Below are 15,664 nucleotides of genomic sequence, written 5' to 3' on the forward strand. Positions count from 1 at the left end.
CGGACCCGCCGGTGCCCGCGCCCTGCCGGGCGCGTGGGGCGCGGTGCTGTACGACACCCGCACCACGCACGTCCGCACCCGCCCGCTGCGGCACGCCTTCCACCACCGCGGCTACCTGTGGCTGGTCGATCTCGACCGGATGCCCCCGGTGCCCCGGCCGCTGCGCCCGCTGGCCGCGTTCCGCGCCCGCGACCACGCCACCGACGCCGTCGACGCGCAGCTGACGATCCGTCAGGGGCTGGCCCGGTGGCTGGCCGGGCACGGCGTGCGGCTCGGCGAGGGCCGGGTGCTGATGCTCACTCAGGCCCGCTCGCTCGGCTACGTGTTCAACCCGCTCACCGTCTACTGGTGCCACGACGAGGACGGCCGGCCGCTGTGCACCGTCGCCGAGGTGCACAACACCTACGGCGGCCGGCACCGCTACCTGCTCCCCGCGACACCCACGGGCCGGGCCGAGACCGCCAAGACGTTCCACGTCTCGCCGTTCTTCCCCGTCGACGGCCGCTACCGGATGGCGCTGCCCGAACCGGGCCACCGGCTCGACCTGACCATCCACCTGGAACGCCCCGGCGGGCGGGCCTTCACCGCCACCGTCCACGGCGAGGGAACACCCGCGAACGCCACCGCGCTGCTCGCCGCGGCCGTCCGCCACCCGTTCTCCACCGCGGCCGTCGCCCTGCACATCCGCTACCAGGGGATCCGCCTGTGGCTGCGCGGCCTCCCCGTCCACCCCCGTCCCGACCGGCCCGCCCGCACGGAAGAGGTGCCCTCCGCATGACCACCGAGGCCGCCCGGACCACCCGGTCCGCCCAGCCGACACCCGTCGTCGACCCCGAGCGCTGGCCGGACGTCGCCCGGGTGCCGAACGTCCCCCTGCGGGCCGCCGTCGCCGAACGGCTGCTGCGCCGCGTCGCCGCCCGACGGGGCGTGCGCGTCGAGCTCCCCGGCGGCCGCGTCCTGCGCGCCGCCCCGCCCGGCGCGCCCGTGCTGCGGCTGCACCACCCGCGGGCGTTCCTGCACCGCGTCGGCGAGAGCGGCCTGATCGGCTTCGGCGAGGCCTACCAGGCCGGCGACTGGGACAGCCCCGACCCGGTCGCCCTGCTCACCGCCCTCGCCACCGCCCCCGACACCCTGGTGCCCACCGGCACGCAGTGGCTGCGGCGGCTCTACGTGCAGCGCCCGCCGGAGGCGGAGCTGTCCACCGCCGCCAACGCCCGCAGCAACATCCGCCGGCACTACGACCTGTCGAACGAGCTGTTCGCGCTGTTCCTCGACCCGACCATGACGTACTCCTCGGCCGTCTTCCCGACCGATGGCGCCGGACAGCCCGTGGTGAGCCGGGACGGGCTCGCCGCGGCGCAGCACCGCAAGATCGACCTGCTGCTGGACCTCGCCCGGGTCGGCCCCGGCACCCGGCTGCTGGAGATCGGCACCGGCTGGGGCGAACTCGCCCTGCGCGCCGCCGCGCGCGGCGCCCGGGTGGTCAGCCTCACCCTCTCCGCGGAGCAACTCGCCCTCGCCCGCCGCCGGATCGCCGCCGCCGGCCTCGCCGACCGCGCCGAGGTCCGGCTGTGCGACTACCGCGCGGCCGAGGGCAGCTACGACGCCGTGGTCAGCGTCGAGATGATCGAGGCGGTCGGCCGACCGTTCTGGGCGGCGTACTTCCAGACCCTCGACCGGGTGCTGGCCCCCGGCGGACGGGCCGCGCTGCAGGCGATCACCATGCCGCACGACCGGATGCTCGCCAGCAGCCACACCTACACCTGGATCCTCAAGTACGTCTTCCCCGGCGGCCAGATCCCCTCCGTCCGGGCGATCGAGCAGACCGCCCACCGCCACACCCGCCTGCGGCTCGCCGCCACCCAGGCCTACGGCCCGCACTACGCCGAGACCCTGCGACTGTGGCGCGAGCGCTTCACCGCGCAGCACGAGCAGGTCGCCGCACTCGGCTTCGACGAGGTCTTCCGGCGGATGTGGGAGCTGTACCTCGCCTACTCGGAGGCGGGTTTCCGCACCGGCTACCTCGACGTCCAGCAGCTGCTCCTGACCCGGGAGGGGAGCGTGCGATGAGCGCGGCCGTGGACACCGGGGCGTTCGCCGTCAACCTCGCCGCCACCGCCGGCGCCACCCTGGCCGTGTTCCTCGCCGCCTTCGCGGCGGGCGTCCGCAGCGGCCGGCACCGCGGCGTCGACGTCGCCTGGGGAATCGCCTTCACCGCCGTCGCCGGCACCGGGTACGCGCTGTCCGCAGGCGACGGCGACCCGGGACGCCGACTGCTCGTCACCGTCCTGGTCGCCGTCTGGGGCCTGCGCCTGTCCGCGCACATCGGGTGGCGCGCCCGCGGCGCCGGCGAGGACCCCCGCTACGCCCGGATGCTCGCCCGCGCCCCCGAAGGGCCCGCCCGCACCCGCTACGCCCTGCGGAAGGTCTACCTGCTGCAGGCCGCCATCGTCTGGTTCGTCTCGCTGCCCGTCCAACTCGCCGCGTACCTCCCGGACGGCCTCGGACCGCTCGACCTGACCGGGACGGCGCTGTGGTGCGTCGGCCTGTTCTTCGAGAGCGTCGGCGACCGCCAGTTGGCCCGGTTCAAGGCCGACCCGGCCCACCGCGGCCGGATCATGGACCGCGGCCTGTGGCGCTACACCCGACACCCCAACTACTTCGGCGACGCCTGCGTCTGGTGGGGCCTGTACCTGATCGGCGCCCACCACCCGGCCGCGCTGCTGCTCCTGCCCTGCCCGCTGCTGATGACCTGGCTGCTGGCGTTCGGCAGCGGAAAGGCGCTGCTGGAGAAGCAGATGACGGCACAGCAGCGACCCGGCTGGGCCGAGTACGCCGCGCGCACCAGCGGCTTCCTGCCGCTGCCGCCCCGCCGGACGCCACCGCGCTGACGGCTCATGACGCGCTTCTCACGAGCCGTCAGCGGGGCGTCAGGCGAAGGACAGTGCGCTACTCACGAGCCGTCAGCGGGCCGTCAGGCGAAGGACAGCAGGACGACCGGGGCGCCCGTCGGATGCGGCGAGCCGCCGGCCGGCTCCACGGTCACCCCGACGCCGGACGCCCCGTCCAACGGGCCGCTCAGCAGCAGCGCCCCGCTCGCGGTGGGCATCAGCCCCGCGGGTCGCATGGTTCCGCGGTCGTCGAACCACAGCTGGTAGGTGGTGCCCGGTGCCAGCGGCGGCATGCCGGAGGCCAGGAACCCGGCGACGCCCTCGCTCGGCGACCACACGACGGTCGCCACGCCGGTTCCGCCGGCGACCGCGCCCGAGGTGGTGCGGGCGTCCGGGGCGGTGAGCAGATCGGCGATCCGGTCCTGCTGCCGCTGCATCGCCGTCGCCCGGGCCCGCGCCCGGTCCGCCTCCCGGTGCTGCTGCACCGCCAGGCCGCCCGCGCCCACGGCCAGCGCCAGGCAGGCCGCCAGGGCGAACCTCGGCCACGTCCGACGCAGCCGGCCCCGGCGCGTCCCGGCGGGCAACTGCGCAGTGCGGGGGGCCTCCTGACGCACCGTGTCCAGCGCGGACATCACCCGCTGCTTGAACTCGGCCGGCACCGGCACGGCCGACGCCGACCCGAGCCGCGCCAGCGTCGCCGTGAACTCGGCGACCTCCTGGGCGCAGGCCGGGCAGTGCTCCAGATGATGCTCGAACTCCGCGCACTCGGCGGGATCGAGGGCGTGTGCGGCGTACGCGCCGGTCAGCGTGTGCACGTCGGCGGCGCTCATACCCCCACCCCCAGGCAGTCGCGCAGCCGGATCAGCCCGTCGCGCATCCGAGTCTTCACGGTCCCCAGCGGGATCCCGAGCAGCTGCGCCACCTCCGGGTAGGTGAAGCCCCGGAAGTACGCCAGCGTCAGCGACTCGCGCTGCACCTCGGTGAGCCCCGTCAGACAGCGCCGCACCTGCTCGCGCTCCAGCCGCCCCTCCACCTGCTCGGCGACCTCGTCGTAGGCCGGCGCGTGGGAGGCGGCGGCGATGCGCTGCTCCCGGTCGGCGGCCGCCTGCGCGGCGCGCACCCGGTCGACCGCGCGGCGATGGGCGATGGTCAGCACCCACGCCATCACCTCGCCCCGCTCCGGGCGGTAGTGCGCCGCCTTGCGCCACACCTCCAACAGCACCTCCTGCGCCACCTCCTCCGACTGCGCCGGATCACGGAGCACGCGCCGCACCAGCCCGAGCACCGGCCCCGCCACCGCGTCGTACAGCTTGCCGAAGGCGTTCTGGTCGCCCAGCGCGACCCGCCCCAGCAGTTCCTTCAGATCGGGCCCCGGCCGGCCCGGGCCCGACAGGTGCACCACGGCGCTCACCGCGGCACCCCCTCGGTCCACGGACCGGCGAACCGGACCGACGGTGGCACGGACAGCATCAGGGGGCCTCCCGGGATCGGCGGGGACGGACCCGGCCGCGACGGACGAACGTGACGCCCCCTGTTCGGAGCCGCGGCGGATGCGGATTGGGTGCTCTCGGCGGAGCGGGGGCGGTGGCCTCGTGGAAACGATGCAGGAACGAGGCAAGTCGCGGACGAGGGTGGCCCGGCGGGACGGTGTGGAGCATGGCAGCCACACTCCAGTCGCCTCCGGCGCCGGTGCCGGTCGACGAGCTCCGCGCTGTCGACGAGCTCCGCGCTGTGATGGCGCGCGTCGCGCGCGGGGACCGGAGTGCCTTCGCCGAGCTCTACGAAGCGGTCGCGCCGCTGGTCCACGGCATCGCGTTGCGGGTGGTGCGGGATCCCGCGCAGGCCGAGGAAGTGGCGCAGGAGGTGCTGCTCGAGGTGTGGCGGTCGGCGCCGTCGTACCGGTGCGGGCGCGGGTCGGTGACCGGGTGGGTGGGCACGATCGCGCACCGGCGGGCCGTCGACCGGGTCAGGTCCGTGCGGGCCGCGGCGGAGCGCGAGCGACGGGTCGTCAGGGCGGAGCGCCCGGTGGCGGAGTCGGCGGCCGAGTGCGTGCTGCGGACGCTCGACGCGGCGCGGGTGCGGCGGGCGCTGGCCGGGCTGAGCGCGGTGCAGCGCGAATCGCTGGTGCTCGCCTACTACGGCGGGTACTCCCAGCGCGAGATCGCGGCGGCCCTCGGGGTTCCGCTGGGAACCGTCAAGACCCGGACCAGGGACGGGCTCCGGCGCCTGCGGGCGGCGATCGGTGACGGATGACGCGGGGCGGCCACCGCCCCGGGTGGGGGCGGTGGCCGCCGGGCCTGCGAGGGGCGTTACGGGTAGGAGATGACGTTCGAGGGGGTGGTGCCGGTGCCGGAGGTGGGGGCGCCGGTGTTGTTGACGACGTGCAGGAACTGGCCGTTGCCGCCGAGGGAGACCACCAGGGCGTCGTGGAGCTTGACGCCCGGGGTGTTCGGGACCTCGAAGCCGTGGTCCATCACGATGGTCGGGTCGACGTTGTAGTAGCAGTACGAGCCGAGGCCCCAGCCCTCGTGGGTGGTGACGTTGTCGTCGACCTTGTAGGCGGCGAAGCCCTTGGTGTTGCCGTTCTGGACGGCGGCCTGGTTCGGGGCGTCGTACGACTTCTCGTTCTGGAAGAAGATCGTCTTGCCGCCGTTGCCGGACCACTCGACGTCGTACTTCTTGAAGTGCTCGACGAACAGGCCGGTGGCCAGCACGTTGTTGCCCTTGACCAGCAGGCCGTAGTCGGACGGGTTGACGTTCCAGCCGACGCCCGCGCCGTGGTCGGCGCGCCAGATCCAGGTGTGGTCGATGATCGCGTTGTTGCTGTTCACGACGACCGCGGCGGTGGCGGAGCCGGGGCCCGCGCCGCCGATCCGGACGAAGACGTCCTGCATGCTGGTCGGGTCGGCGGAGTGGTCGGCCGAGGAGCCGGCGGTGCCGATCTCCAGCAGGCTGGGCGAGTTGACCGCGCCGGCGTCGATCAGGAAGCCGGCCAGCTTGACGCCGTCGACGTCGGCGACCTTCATCGCGGTGACGCCGTTGTCCGGGACGATGGTGGCCAGGCCCAGGCCGAGCACCACGGTGTCGGGGCGGGTGACGTTGATGGTCTGGTCGACGTGGTAGACGCCCGGGGTGAAGAGCAGGTTGAGGCCCTGGGCGAGCGCCTGGTTGATGGTGGCGGCGGTCGCGCCGGGCTTGACCACGTAGAACTGGTTCAGCGGCAGCGAGGAGCCCTGCGGCGCGCCGTTGCCCCAGGAGGCGCCGGTGGCGTTGGTGCGCTTGGCGGGCACGAACACCTTGTAGTCGTTGCCGTCGAGGTACAGGAACGGCTTCTCGCGGGAGACCGGGGTGCTGTCGAGCGTGGTGTACGGCGGGTTCGGGAAGCCCTGGGCGGGGGCGCCCTGCACGCCGGAGAAGACCTGGTTCCACACGCCGTTGGAGAACCCGCCGATGGAGCTGTCGCGGGTGTACCACTGCTGCTGCGAGTAGTTGCCGATCTGGCCGTCGATCTTCGAGTCGGCGATGTAGCCGCCGGACGCCCAACCGTAGCCGGACGGGGCGAGGTTGAGGCCGCCCTCGACGTGCATCCGGCGGAACGGCGCGGCCTGCGCGACGGCCCAGCGGTCGGTGCCGTTGACCGGCTTCAGGTGCAGGTTCTCGGTCGAGCGCCAGAAGTTCTGCGTGGCGTTGCCGTTGAACCAGCCCGCGTCGACGGTCACGTCGCCGTTGAAGGTGGTGTCGTCCGGGCTCAGGCCCAGGCCCGCGATCGAGGTGTAGAAGCCGATCTGGGCGTTGATGTTGCTGTACGTGCCGGGCTTGAACAGCAGCGCGTAGCGGCCGTCGCCGAACTGCGCGGACTCCTGCTTCTTGAAGACGTCGTCGACCGTGGCCTGGATGTTCGGCGTGGACGGGTCGAAGACCAGCACGTTCGGGCCGAGGTCGCCGCCGCCCTGCACCGGCGGGACGGTCGAGCCGCCGCCGGTGTGCACGCCCAGCTCCCACAGCGAGTAGCCGTACCCGGTGCCGCGCTGGGTGCCGTACATCCGGACGTAGCGGCCGGAGCCGGAGACGGTCAGCGACTCGTTGCCGCCGGCGCCCGTGGTGGTGGAGTAGACCGTGGTCCAGGTGGTGCCGTCGTTGGACGTCTGGATCTGGTACGCCTTGCCGTACGCGGCCTCCCAGCGCAGGTCCACCTGGCACACCTGCTGGACCGAGCCGAGGTCGACCTGCAGCCACTGCGGGTCCGCGGCGGCCGAGGACCAGCGGGTGCCGTTGTTGCCGTCGACCGCGGACGAGGCCGGGGTGCCCGCGTTCTCCGTCGAGGAGGCGGTGGCGGGCTTGCCCTGCGCGGCGTTGGTGGTGGCGCAGGTGGTGGGCGTGCCGCCCATGGTGCCGTAGACCTGGAACTCCCAGAGGGAGTAGCCGTATCCGGTGCCGCGGGTGACGCCGTTCATCCGGACGTAGCGGCCGGAGCCGGAGACGGTCAGCGACTCGTTGCCGCCGGCGCCGGTGGTGGTGGAGTAGATCGTGGTCCAGGTGGTGCCGTCGTTGGACGTCTGGATCTGGTACGCCTTGCCGTACGCGGTCTCCCAGTTGAGCTGCACCTTGCTGATGGTGGCCACGGCGCCCAGGTCGACCTGCAGCCACTGCTGGTCCGAGGCGGCCGAGGACCAGCGGGTGCCGAGGTTGCCGTCGACGGCGTCGGCCGCCGGGGTGCCGGCGTTCTCGGTCGAGGACGCGGTGACCGTCTTGCCCTGGGAGAGCAGCGTGTCCGCGGCGTGCGCGGTGTTCGGGAGGGTCAGGGCGGCGCCGGCGACCAGAGCCGCGGCGGCGAGGACGGCGGACGTCCGGCGGATGGGGACACCGGAAGGGGGAGCGGCGAGCCGCATGGCTCCTCCTGCTGTGAGCGGTGGGGTGGGTGGGGGTGGAACGCAGTGGAGAGCGCTCTCTGCGTGAGTCTTCCGGGAGGCGGAATCCGGCGTCAAGGCTTGTGCGCACACGGCTGCGAATGACCTTGCGTCAGGACAGGGCAAAGCCGGTCAAATCGTCCTAGATTCAGGGGAGTTTGCGTTTATGAAGTGATGCGAGGTTGGCTCGTCCGGCGGGGCATTCATCCTGATCTTGTAGGGAGAGCGCTCTCCCACTTGGGGAGCGCGGAGGTCAGGGGAGCTTCAGCTCGGCCCAGATGACCTTCCCGGTCTCCGTGTACCGCGTGCCCCAGCGCGTGGCGAGCTGCCCGACCAGGAAGAGGCCGCGGCCGCCCTCGTCGGTGGCGGAGGCCAGCCGGATCCGCGGCGAGGTGCTGCTGGCGTCGGAGACCTGGCAGATCAGCGTCCGCCCGTACAGCAGGCGCACCTCGATCGGGGCGGCGCCGTACCGGATGGCGTTGGTGACCAGCTCACTGAGGATCAGTTCGGTGCCCAGTTCCAGGTCTTCCAGGCCCCACCGGCGCAGCTGGGCCATGGCGGCGGCCCGGGCGTCGGCGACCGCCGCGGGGTCGGGCGGGACGCTCCAGGCGGCGATCCGGTCGGCGGGCAGGGCCCGGGTGCGCGCGATCAGCAGGGCGATGTCGTCGGCCGGGTTGGGCGGGACCATGGCGTCCAGGACCGCCTGGCAGGCCTGTTCCGGAGTGCGTTCGGGGTGGTGGGCGAGCGCGGCGCACAGCCGGTCCAGGCCGACATCGATGTCGCTGGTCCGCGACTCCACCAACCCGTCGGTGTAGAAGACCAGTTGACTGCCCTCGGGGATGTCGAGCCCGACCGTGGTGAACGGCAGGCCGCGCAGTCCGAGCGGCGGGCCGGCGGGCGTGTCCGGGATGTCGACGGTGCCGTCGGGGTGGACCAGGACGGCGGGCAGGTGCCCGGCGCGTGCGAGTTGGCAGCGGCGCGAGACGGGGTCGTAGACGGCGTAGAGACAGGTGGCACCGATGACGGCGCCCTCGCGGCCGCCCCTCGTCTCCTCCTCGTCGATCCGGCTGACCACCTCGTCGAGGTGGGTGAGGAGCTCGTCCGGCGGCAGGTCGAGCATGGCGAGGTTGTGCACGGCGGTGCGCAGCCGTCCCATGGTGGCCGCGGCGTGGACGCCGTGGCCGACCACGTCGCCGACCACCAGCGCGACCCGGGCGCTGGAGAGCGGGATCACGTCGAACCAGTCCCCGCCCACGCCGCCGTGCGCGGGGAGGTAGCGGTGCGCGGCCTCGACGGCGTCCTGGTCCGGCAGACCCCGGGGCAGCAGGCTCTGCTGGAGGGTCGCCGCGAGCCGCTGGCCGCCGCTGATGGCCGCCGTGATCTGCTCCTGGCTGGCGTACCTGGTCTCGAACACGCCGTTGTTGCGGCCCAGTCGGAGCACCGCGATGCGATCGGCGACGGCCTGGATGTCGTCCAGGTTGTGGCTGATCATGACCACGGCGTGGCCGCGCTCCCGCAGCCGGCCGATCAGGTCGAGCACGAGCGCGGTCTGCTCCAGGGGGAGCGAGGAGGTCGGCTCGTCCAGGACCACGAGCCGCGGCCGGCCGATCAGCGCCCGCGCGATGGCGACGGACTGGCGCTGCTCGGCGGTCAGGGCCCGCACGGGGATCCGGACGCTGGGAAGGCGGATGGACAGCTGCTCGAGCAGGGCGATGGAACGTTTCTCCATCTCGATCTCCCGCAGCACCCCGAACCGCCGTAATTCACGGCCGATGTACAGGTTGGCGACCACGTCCAACCGGTCGACCAGCGCCAGGTCCTGGTACACCGTGGCGATGCCGAGGCGCCGGGCGTCGACGGGCCGCCGCAGCTCGACCGGCAGGCCGTCCCACTCCGCCGTCCCCGCATCCGCCGGACCCGCCCCCGAGACGACGTTGACCAGCGTGCTCTTGCCCGACCCGCTGTCACCGACCAGGCCCAGCACCTCGCCGTGCTCCACCCGCAGATCCACCGAGTCGAGGACCTGCACGGTCCCGAAGCTCTTGGTGATCCCGCGCAGGGACAACAGCGGGACGCCAGGCACTCGGCACCTCCACACTGGAACGGGTTTCCCACCCTGACACCGGCCGCGCCGATGCCGGGACCGACACACGGGCACCCGCCCCGTTCGGCGGCATCCCGGAATGCCGGGTGACCCGGCCTGACGGACCGTCACCCGATGGGGTGATGGCGCGGGCACGTGAGCCCAGATCAGCGCCCCGTGCCCGGTCGGCGGGCGCTCCGGGTGATCGTCCGGTCCCTAGGCTTCCCGCCCATGTCACTCTGGCTGCTCAACCACTTCGGCACCTTCACCCTGGCCGTCCTCACCGTCGGCGGGACCGTCGTCCTCGCCGTCGTCGGGAGCGTGCTGCTGCGCCGCAGATACCCGCAACTGGCCCACGGGGAGCACAACGACATGGTCGGCGTGACGCTGGGGATGTTCGGCGCGATCTACGGGATCATCCTCGCGTTCGTCATCGTCACGCTCTGGACGCAGCTGGACACCACGAACACCATCGTCGCGACCGAGGCCACCGACGTGTCGCTGATCTCCCGCGACGCCGCCGCCTTCCCGCCCGCGGCCGGCGCCCGGGTCGACGCCGCGCTGAGCGCCTACGTCCACGCGGTGGTGGAGGACCAGTGGCCCCGGATGCGCGTCGGACAGCCCAGCTACGGGGCCACCGCCGACCGCCTGCAGGGCGCCTTCGACGCGCTCCAGGCGTACGAGCCCGCGACCGCGCGCGAGCAGGTCTTCTACCAGGAGGCCGCGGACCGGCTCAACGACGTCGCCGCCCAGCGGCGCGCCCGGCTGACCATGGCCGAGCAGGAACTCCCGCCGCTGCTGCAGATCCTGGTCTTCGGCGGGGCGTTCGTCCTGATCCCGTTCACCGCGCTCTACGGCATGCGCCGCCTGCGGATCCAGCTGGTCTTCGTCTCCTCCGTCGCCGCGCTCATCGGCTTCAGCCTGCTGCTGGTGCTCGTCCTGGACCGGCCCTTCTCCGGTGACCTCGACGTCAGGCCGACCGCGTACCAGCAGGGCGCGCTGGCCCGGTACTGGGCTCCGTGACGGCCCTGGCGGCGACGCCGGTCGGCGCGCGTGGCTGAGTCCACTTGATGTATGCCGATATCGGCATATGATGGCTGGCATGGCACGAGCAGCGACGACCTCGGACGCGTTCAACGCGATAGCCGAGCCGCAGCGCCGGGACATCCTGGCGCTGCTGCGGGCGGGTGAGTGGCCGGTGACCGAGCTGGCCGAGGAGTTGGGGATGAGCCAGCCGCGAGCCTCCAAGCACCTGCGGGTGCTGCGCGAGGTGGGGCTGGTGCGGGTCCGGGAGGCGGGCAAGCAGCGGCTCTACGGCCTGGACGCGGCCGGGCTGCGGCCGGTCCACGAGTGGGTCGGCGGGTTCGAGCGGTTCTGGAACGAGAGTTTCGACCGGCTCGACACGTACGTGCAGGACCTCAAGCAGGCACGGCGGGAGGACTGAGCGATGGCAGGGGCAGTGCAGGGAACGCGCGCGGGGGCAGAGATGGGGTCGGAGCCGGGGTCTGGGTCGGAGTCGGCGATGGTGGCGGCGGCGGATCGGGAGATCGTGGTGTCCCGGGTGATCGACGCCCCGCGGGAGCTGGTGTTCGAGGCGTTCACCGAGGTCCGGCACCTGTCGGGGTGGTGGGGTCCGAACGGGTTCACCACCACCACGCGGTCCTTCGAGTTCCGCGAGGGCGGCGAGTGGCACTTCGTCATGCACGGGCCGGACGGGACCGACTACGCCGAGTGGATCCGGTGGATGCGGATCGCACCGCCGGAGCGGATCGAGCTGCTGCACGGCGAGTTCCGCGACGACCCGAACGCCTTCGAGTCGGTGCTGACCTTCGCGCCGGAGGGCGCGGCGACCCGGCTGGAGATGCGCACGGTGTTCCCGACGAAGGAACTGCGCGCCGAGGCGGTCGAGAAGTACCACGCGATCGAGGGTGGCCGGCAGACCCTGGGCAACCTGGCCGCCTACGTCACCGAGACCATGCGGAATGGAGACGAGGACTGATGGCCGGCAAGGTGTTCTTCAGCGTGTCGATGTCGCTGGACGGGTTCATCGCGCCCGAACCCGTACCCGTGGAGGACTTCTTCACGCCCGAGAAGCAGGACGACCCGCACGTCCGGCGCTGGATGGCGCAGTGGACCGAGCTGCAGCAGTGGATCTTCCCGCTGCGGTTCTTCCGGGAGAACGTGAAGCTGGGCGAGGGCGGGGAGGAGGGCCGCGACAACGACATCGCGCGGGAGACGTTCGAGCGCACCGGAGCGAGCGTCATGGGCAAGCGGATGTTCGACTTCGGCGAACTCGCGTGGCCGGAGGAAGCGCCGTTCCACACCCCGGTCTTCGTCGTCACCCACACCCCACGCGACCCGTGGGAGCGGCCCGGCGGCACCACGTTCCATTTCGTCAACGACGGTATCGAGCGCGCCCTCGACCAGGCCCGCGACGCAGCCGGCGACCGGGACGTCCGCATCGCCGGCGGCGGCGAGACGATCCTGCAGTACCTGAACGCCGGTCTGGTCGACGAGTTCTCGATCACGCTGTCACCCGTACTCTTCGGCGGCGGCACCCGCCTGTTCGACGGCGTGGACGCGTCCAGCATCGCCCTGGAACCGGTCCGTTCGGACCCGACGACGCGGGTGACGCACCTGACCTACGCGGTGCGGAAGCGGTAGCCGCGAGTTGCTGAACGTCCTGACGCATCAGCAGTCGTGCTCGGCAGCGTCGAACCAGGGCTGATGTTCCAGACGTGTCCGCGGTGCGGGTCGGTGACGATGAGGTGCCAGTACATGCCGCAGCCGTCGGTTCCCAACACGATCGAACGCGTGCACCGCGTCCCATCCGAGCGTCGACTCGCCGCCGTCGTCGACACCGAAGGCCGCGCGCAGCGCGGCGACGTCGCCGGGTCCGGTGGTATCCATGGGGCCATGGATACCACCGGACCCGGACAGCGAGACCAGCCACCCACGACGCCAGGGGGAGAGCTGACTCCGACCGTTCGGGTCGTCCACCGGATCGCGGCCGGGTGATGCTCGGTCAGCAGACCGGCGCCGCCCCACCGGTGGTCGTGTCAGGTGCTGGAGGGTGAGGCTGTCGGTGCGGAGGCGTTCCAGCTGGCGAGGAGGTCGAGGGTTTCGGCGTCGCGGCTGCCGGGTGGGACGGCGCAGAGGATGAGGTAGAGGCCGTCGTCGGCGGTGAGCCGAGTGGTCTCGTAGGTGAAGGTGAGGTCGCCGACGAGGGGGTGGTGGATGCGTTTCGCGCCGGCGCGGTGATGGCGGACGTCGTGCCGGGCCCAGCGCCCGCGGAAGGGGTCGCCGCCGCGGGTGGAGAGTTCGCCGATCAGGTCGGACAGTGCCTTGTCGTAGGGGTTGCGGCCGGCTTCGGCGCGCAGGGTGGCGACGTTCTGGTCGGCGACGGCGTCCCAGTCGGGGTAGAACGCGGGGGCGGCGGGGTCGAGGAAGGTGAAGCGGGCGGCGTTCGCGGGTCGGGCGGGGCTGTCGAAGACGGGGGCGAACAGCGCGCGGGCGAGGGTGTTGCCCGCGAGGAGGTCGAGGCGGGCGTTGCGGACGTAGGCGGGGACGCCGCTGATCGCCTCGACGAGGTGGCGCAGGCCGGGACGGACGGGCTGCCGGGCTGGCCGGGACGGCGTTGCGGTGCCCGAGGCGTTGGCGGCGTTGGCGGCCCGGACGAGGTCGAAGAGATGGGTTCGTTCGGCGTCGTCGAGGCGGAGCGTACGGGCGATGGCGTCCAGGACGGCGTCGGTGGCGCCGCGGGCGTCACCGCGTTCCAGGCGGGTGTAGTACGGGACGCTGACGCCGGCGAGCTGGGCGACCTCCTCGCGGCGCAGGCCTGGGACGCGGCGCGCTCCGGAGAGCGGGGAGAGGACGAGGCCGGCCTGCTCAGGGGTGACGCGGGCCCGGCGGGTGGTGAGGAAGTCGCGGATCTCGCTGCGTCGGTCCATAACCCGACCCTACGACCGGTCGCCGCGTACGGGCGCGGGCGTGGGGGACCCCGTCAGGGTCTGCTTGACCGCCCCACCGGGGGCCGGAACGCGGTTGGCTGGTCAGGTGACCGGGGGGTGCCTGCCCCGGCACCCGCAACGCACCTGAGAAGCAAGGAACACCACCAATGCAGCACGTCACCCTCAACAACGGCCTCCGGATGCCGGTCCTCGGCTTCGGCGTCTACCAGATCCCCGCCGACCGGACCGAGCAGGCCGTCACCGACGCCTTGGCCGCCGGGTACCGGCTGCTGGACACCGCCGCCGCCTACGGCAACGAGGAGGCCGTCGGCCGCGCCGTCAAGAACAGCGGAATCCCGCGCGAGGAGCTGTTCGTCACCACCAAGCTGTGGGTCCAGGACGCCCCCGCCCAGGACAACGCCCGCCGCGCCCTGGAGACGTCCCTCGCCAAGCTCGGCCTGGACCACGTCGACCTGTACCTGATGCACCAGCCCTACGGCGACGTGTACGGCCAGTGGCGCGCCATGGAGGCCGCGAACCGCGAGGGCCTGGCGCAGGCGATCGGCGTCGCCAACTTCCACCCCGACCGGCTGCTGGACCTGATCCTCAACAACGAGATCACCCCGCAGGTCGACCAGATCGAGACCCACCCCTTCCACCAGCGCGACGCCGACCACGCGTTGATGCGCGCGCACGGCGTCCAGCACCAGGCGTGGGGCGGCTTCGCCGAAGGCCGGAACGACCTGTTCACCCACCCCGTGCTCGCCGGCATCGGCGACGCGCACGGCAAGTCCGTGGCCCAGGTCGTGCTCCGGTGGCTGATCCAGCGCGACATCGTCACCATCCCCAAGTCCGTCAACCCCGACCGGATGGCGCAGAACATCGACGTCTTCGACTTCCGCCTCACCGACGACCAGCTGGCCGCCATCGCCGCCCTCGACACCGGCAGCACCCTGTTCTTCGACCACCACGACCCCGAGATGGTCGCCTGGCTGAGCAAGCGCCGCTTGGACAGCTGAACCGCGTCCGTGCTGCGTTCCGGGGCTGCTGCGCCGCGTCAGCCACGTGCGGTGGTCGGGGTCCTGACGGAATGTCGGCTCGGTTCGGGCGAATCCGGCCCGGCCCTGCGTGCCCTACCGGCCGGTATGGCAGGGTCGGGTGGACACCCGTTGCCGTGCCCGCCGAACCCTGCCGAGATGCGGGGGCCGGCCGAGAAGACCAGGAGCCGCCGCATGCCGGACGAGATCACCCTGCGCCCCGTCACCGCCGACGACCTCGACCTGTTCGAGCGTGAGTTCAGCCGACCCGAAGGCGTCGGCCCGTACCAGTGGTTCGGCTACCGCGCACCGAGCGGCCTGCGTCGCGGATTCGCGGAGAACGGGCTGCTCGGCCCGGACGGCGGCGTGCTGTCCGTCGCGGACGCGGGCCGGACGGTGGGCCGGGTGAAGTGGTTCCCCGGCAGCTGGGGGCGGCCCGACACCTCCGCGTGCTGGACGCTGGCGATCGGACTGGTGCCCGCCGCGCAGGGGCGCGGCATAGGCACGCGGGCGCAGCGGCTGCTGGCCGAGTACCTCTTCGACCACACCAGGGCCGAACGGCTCCAGGCCTGGACGGACTGCGCCAACCTCGCCGAGCAACGCGCCCTGGAGAAGGCGGGGTTCGTGCAGGAGGGGGTGCTGCGCTCCGCCCAGTGGCGCGGTGGCCGCTGGCACGACCAGGTGATCTTCTCGATGCTCCGCACGGAGCGGTCCGACCCGGCGAGATGAGGAGGCCCGGCCGACAGGGCGGCTGATTTCATAACTGTCTTGTCTCGCACGGGAGATGGACTATCCG

The 15,664-nt window shown here is 72.6% G+C and carries 14 protein-coding genes and 3 pseudogenes; 10 read left to right on the forward strand and 7 right to left on the reverse strand.

What is annotated here, in order from left to right; translation table 11 throughout:
* The first annotated feature begins 43 nt into the window (after positions 1–43).
* The 3 genes from ACWD4U_RS10435 to ACWD4U_RS10445 are packed head-to-tail and all read left to right on the forward strand — an operon-like array spanning position 44 to position 2,891.
* A complete protein-coding gene (locus tag ACWD4U_RS10435; RefSeq protein ID WP_363450698.1) occupies positions 44–778 on the forward strand; it encodes a DUF1365 domain-containing protein in 735 nt (244 codons plus the stop codon).
* Positions 775–2,070, forward strand: coding sequence for a class I SAM-dependent methyltransferase (locus ACWD4U_RS10440; RefSeq protein WP_363450366.1), 1,296 nt, complete (start codon positions 775–777; stop codon positions 2,068–2,070). The genes ACWD4U_RS10435 and ACWD4U_RS10440 overlap by 4 nt, the downstream gene beginning before the upstream one ends.
* Entirely contained in the window at positions 2,067–2,891 is an 825-nt protein-coding gene (locus ACWD4U_RS10445) for a DUF1295 domain-containing protein (RefSeq protein ID WP_363450363.1), read from the forward strand. Before ACWD4U_RS10440 ends, ACWD4U_RS10445 begins: the two co-directional genes overlap by 4 nt.
* An 83-nt stretch (positions 2,892–2,974) precedes the next feature.
* Here ACWD4U_RS10445 and ACWD4U_RS10450 read toward each other — a convergent pair whose 3' ends face one another.
* Both ACWD4U_RS10450 and ACWD4U_RS10455 read right to left on the reverse strand, forming a co-directional pair.
* Complete coding sequence (locus ACWD4U_RS10450) at positions 2,975–3,721, reverse strand: anti-sigma factor (RefSeq protein ID WP_363450361.1); 747 nt, start codon at positions 3,719–3,721, stop codon at positions 2,975–2,977.
* Entirely contained in the window at positions 3,718–4,302 is a 585-nt protein-coding gene (locus ACWD4U_RS10455) for a sigma-70 family RNA polymerase sigma factor (protein WP_363450359.1), read from the reverse strand. The genes ACWD4U_RS10450 and ACWD4U_RS10455 overlap by 4 nt, the downstream gene beginning before the upstream one ends.
* A gap of 245 nt (positions 4,303–4,547) precedes the next feature.
* Here ACWD4U_RS10455 and ACWD4U_RS10460 point away from each other — a divergent pair, with 245 nt between their 5' ends.
* Entirely contained in the window at positions 4,548–5,144 is a 597-nt protein-coding gene (locus ACWD4U_RS10460; RefSeq protein WP_449787158.1) for a sigma-70 family RNA polymerase sigma factor, read from the forward strand.
* Between the two features lie 56 nt (positions 5,145–5,200).
* On the opposite strand, the gene ACWD4U_RS10465 is transcribed toward ACWD4U_RS10460, so the two are convergent.
* The 3 genes and pseudogenes from ACWD4U_RS10465 to ACWD4U_RS10475 all read right to left on the reverse strand — a co-directional run.
* On the reverse strand, positions 5,201–7,780 hold the full coding sequence (locus ACWD4U_RS10465) for a discoidin domain-containing protein (protein ID WP_363450357.1): 2,580 nt from the start codon (positions 7,778–7,780) through the stop codon (positions 5,201–5,203).
* 271 nt (positions 7,781–8,051) lie between these two features.
* Positions 8,052–9,149 (reverse strand): annotated as a pseudogene (locus tag ACWD4U_RS10470) (SpoIIE family protein phosphatase); the annotation flags it as partial.
* Positions 9,150–9,377: 228 nt separating this feature from the next.
* Positions 9,378–10,037: pseudogene (locus tag ACWD4U_RS10475) on the reverse strand (ATP-binding cassette domain-containing protein); the annotation flags it as partial.
* A gap of 75 nt (positions 10,038–10,112) precedes the next feature.
* Here ACWD4U_RS10475 and ACWD4U_RS10480 point away from each other — a divergent pair.
* From ACWD4U_RS10480 to ACWD4U_RS10495, 4 genes are all read left to right on the forward strand, one after another.
* Positions 10,113–10,904 (forward strand): bestrophin-like domain, encoded by a 792-nt coding sequence (locus ACWD4U_RS10480; RefSeq protein WP_363450355.1) that lies wholly within the window; start codon positions 10,113–10,115, stop codon positions 10,902–10,904.
* Between the two features lie 79 nt (positions 10,905–10,983).
* Positions 10,984–11,325 carry an ArsR/SmtB family transcription factor gene (locus ACWD4U_RS10485; protein WP_363450353.1) on the forward strand — a complete coding sequence of 114 codons (342 nt, stop codon included), beginning with the start codon at positions 10,984–10,986 and terminating at the stop codon, positions 11,323–11,325.
* A 78-nt stretch (positions 11,326–11,403) separates the two neighbouring features.
* Entirely contained in the window at positions 11,404–11,880 is a 477-nt protein-coding gene (locus tag ACWD4U_RS10490; RefSeq protein ID WP_363450351.1) for an SRPBCC family protein, read from the forward strand.
* Positions 11,880–12,545 (forward strand): dihydrofolate reductase family protein, encoded by a 666-nt coding sequence (locus ACWD4U_RS10495; RefSeq protein WP_363450349.1) that lies wholly within the window; start codon positions 11,880–11,882, stop codon positions 12,543–12,545. The genes ACWD4U_RS10490 and ACWD4U_RS10495 overlap by 1 nt, the downstream gene beginning before the upstream one ends.
* Positions 12,546–12,586: 41 nt before the next feature.
* Here the strand turns inward: ACWD4U_RS10495 and ACWD4U_RS10500 are convergent.
* Both ACWD4U_RS10500 and ACWD4U_RS10505 read right to left on the reverse strand, forming a co-directional pair.
* A pseudogene (locus tag ACWD4U_RS10500) lies at positions 12,587–12,691 on the reverse strand (SMI1/KNR4 family protein); the annotation flags it as partial.
* Between the two features lie 249 nt (positions 12,692–12,940).
* Positions 12,941–13,831: a helix-turn-helix domain-containing protein gene (locus ACWD4U_RS10505; RefSeq protein ID WP_363450345.1), complete on the reverse strand. Its 891-nt coding sequence runs from the start codon at positions 13,829–13,831 to the stop codon at positions 12,941–12,943.
* Positions 13,832–13,998: 167 nt separating this feature from the next.
* Between ACWD4U_RS10505 and ACWD4U_RS10510 the strand changes: the two genes are divergently transcribed.
* Positions 13,999–14,850 carry an aldo/keto reductase gene (locus ACWD4U_RS10510; RefSeq protein WP_363450343.1) on the forward strand — a complete coding sequence of 284 codons (852 nt, stop codon included), beginning with the start codon at positions 13,999–14,001 and terminating at the stop codon, positions 14,848–14,850.
* A 213-nt stretch (positions 14,851–15,063) separates the two neighbouring features.
* Entirely contained in the window at positions 15,064–15,597 is a 534-nt protein-coding gene (locus tag ACWD4U_RS10515; RefSeq protein ID WP_363450341.1) for a GNAT family N-acetyltransferase, read from the forward strand.
* The last annotated feature ends 67 nt before the right edge of the window (positions 15,598–15,664 follow it).

Source organism: Kitasatospora sp. NPDC002522 (genome assembly GCF_053595195.1).

What these genes read in the sequence shown, in the direction of transcription:
- ACWD4U_RS10440 (WP_363450366.1), top strand. Translation starts at nt 775, where the DNA reads ATGACCACCGAGGCCGCCCGGACCACCCGGTCCGCCCAGCCGACACCC.
- ACWD4U_RS10445 (WP_363450363.1), top strand. Translation starts at nt 2,067, where the DNA reads ATGAGCGCGGCCGTGGACACCGGGGCGTTCGCCGTCAACCTCGCCGCC.
- ACWD4U_RS10450 (WP_363450361.1), bottom strand. Translation starts at nt 3,721, where the DNA reads ATGAGCGCCGCCGACGTGCACACGCTGACCGGCGCGTACGCCGCACAC.
- ACWD4U_RS10460 (WP_449787158.1), top strand. Translation starts at nt 4,548, where the DNA reads ATGGCAGCCACACTCCAGTCGCCTCCGGCGCCGGTGCCGGTCGACGAG.
- ACWD4U_RS10465 (WP_363450357.1), bottom strand. Translation starts at nt 7,780, where the DNA reads ATGCGGCTCGCCGCTCCCCCTTCCGGTGTCCCCATCCGCCGGACGTCC.
- ACWD4U_RS10480 (WP_363450355.1), top strand. Translation starts at nt 10,113, where the DNA reads ATGTCACTCTGGCTGCTCAACCACTTCGGCACCTTCACCCTGGCCGTC.
- ACWD4U_RS10485 (WP_363450353.1), top strand. Translation starts at nt 10,984, where the DNA reads ATGGCACGAGCAGCGACGACCTCGGACGCGTTCAACGCGATAGCCGAG.
- ACWD4U_RS10490 (WP_363450351.1), top strand. Translation starts at nt 11,404, where the DNA reads ATGGTGGCGGCGGCGGATCGGGAGATCGTGGTGTCCCGGGTGATCGAC.
- ACWD4U_RS10495 (WP_363450349.1), top strand. Translation starts at nt 11,880, where the DNA reads ATGGCCGGCAAGGTGTTCTTCAGCGTGTCGATGTCGCTGGACGGGTTC.
- ACWD4U_RS10505 (WP_363450345.1), bottom strand. Translation starts at nt 13,831, where the DNA reads ATGGACCGACGCAGCGAGATCCGCGACTTCCTCACCACCCGCCGGGCC.
- ACWD4U_RS10510 (WP_363450343.1), top strand. Translation starts at nt 13,999, where the DNA reads ATGCAGCACGTCACCCTCAACAACGGCCTCCGGATGCCGGTCCTCGGC.
- ACWD4U_RS10515 (WP_363450341.1), top strand. Translation starts at nt 15,064, where the DNA reads ATGCCGGACGAGATCACCCTGCGCCCCGTCACCGCCGACGACCTCGAC.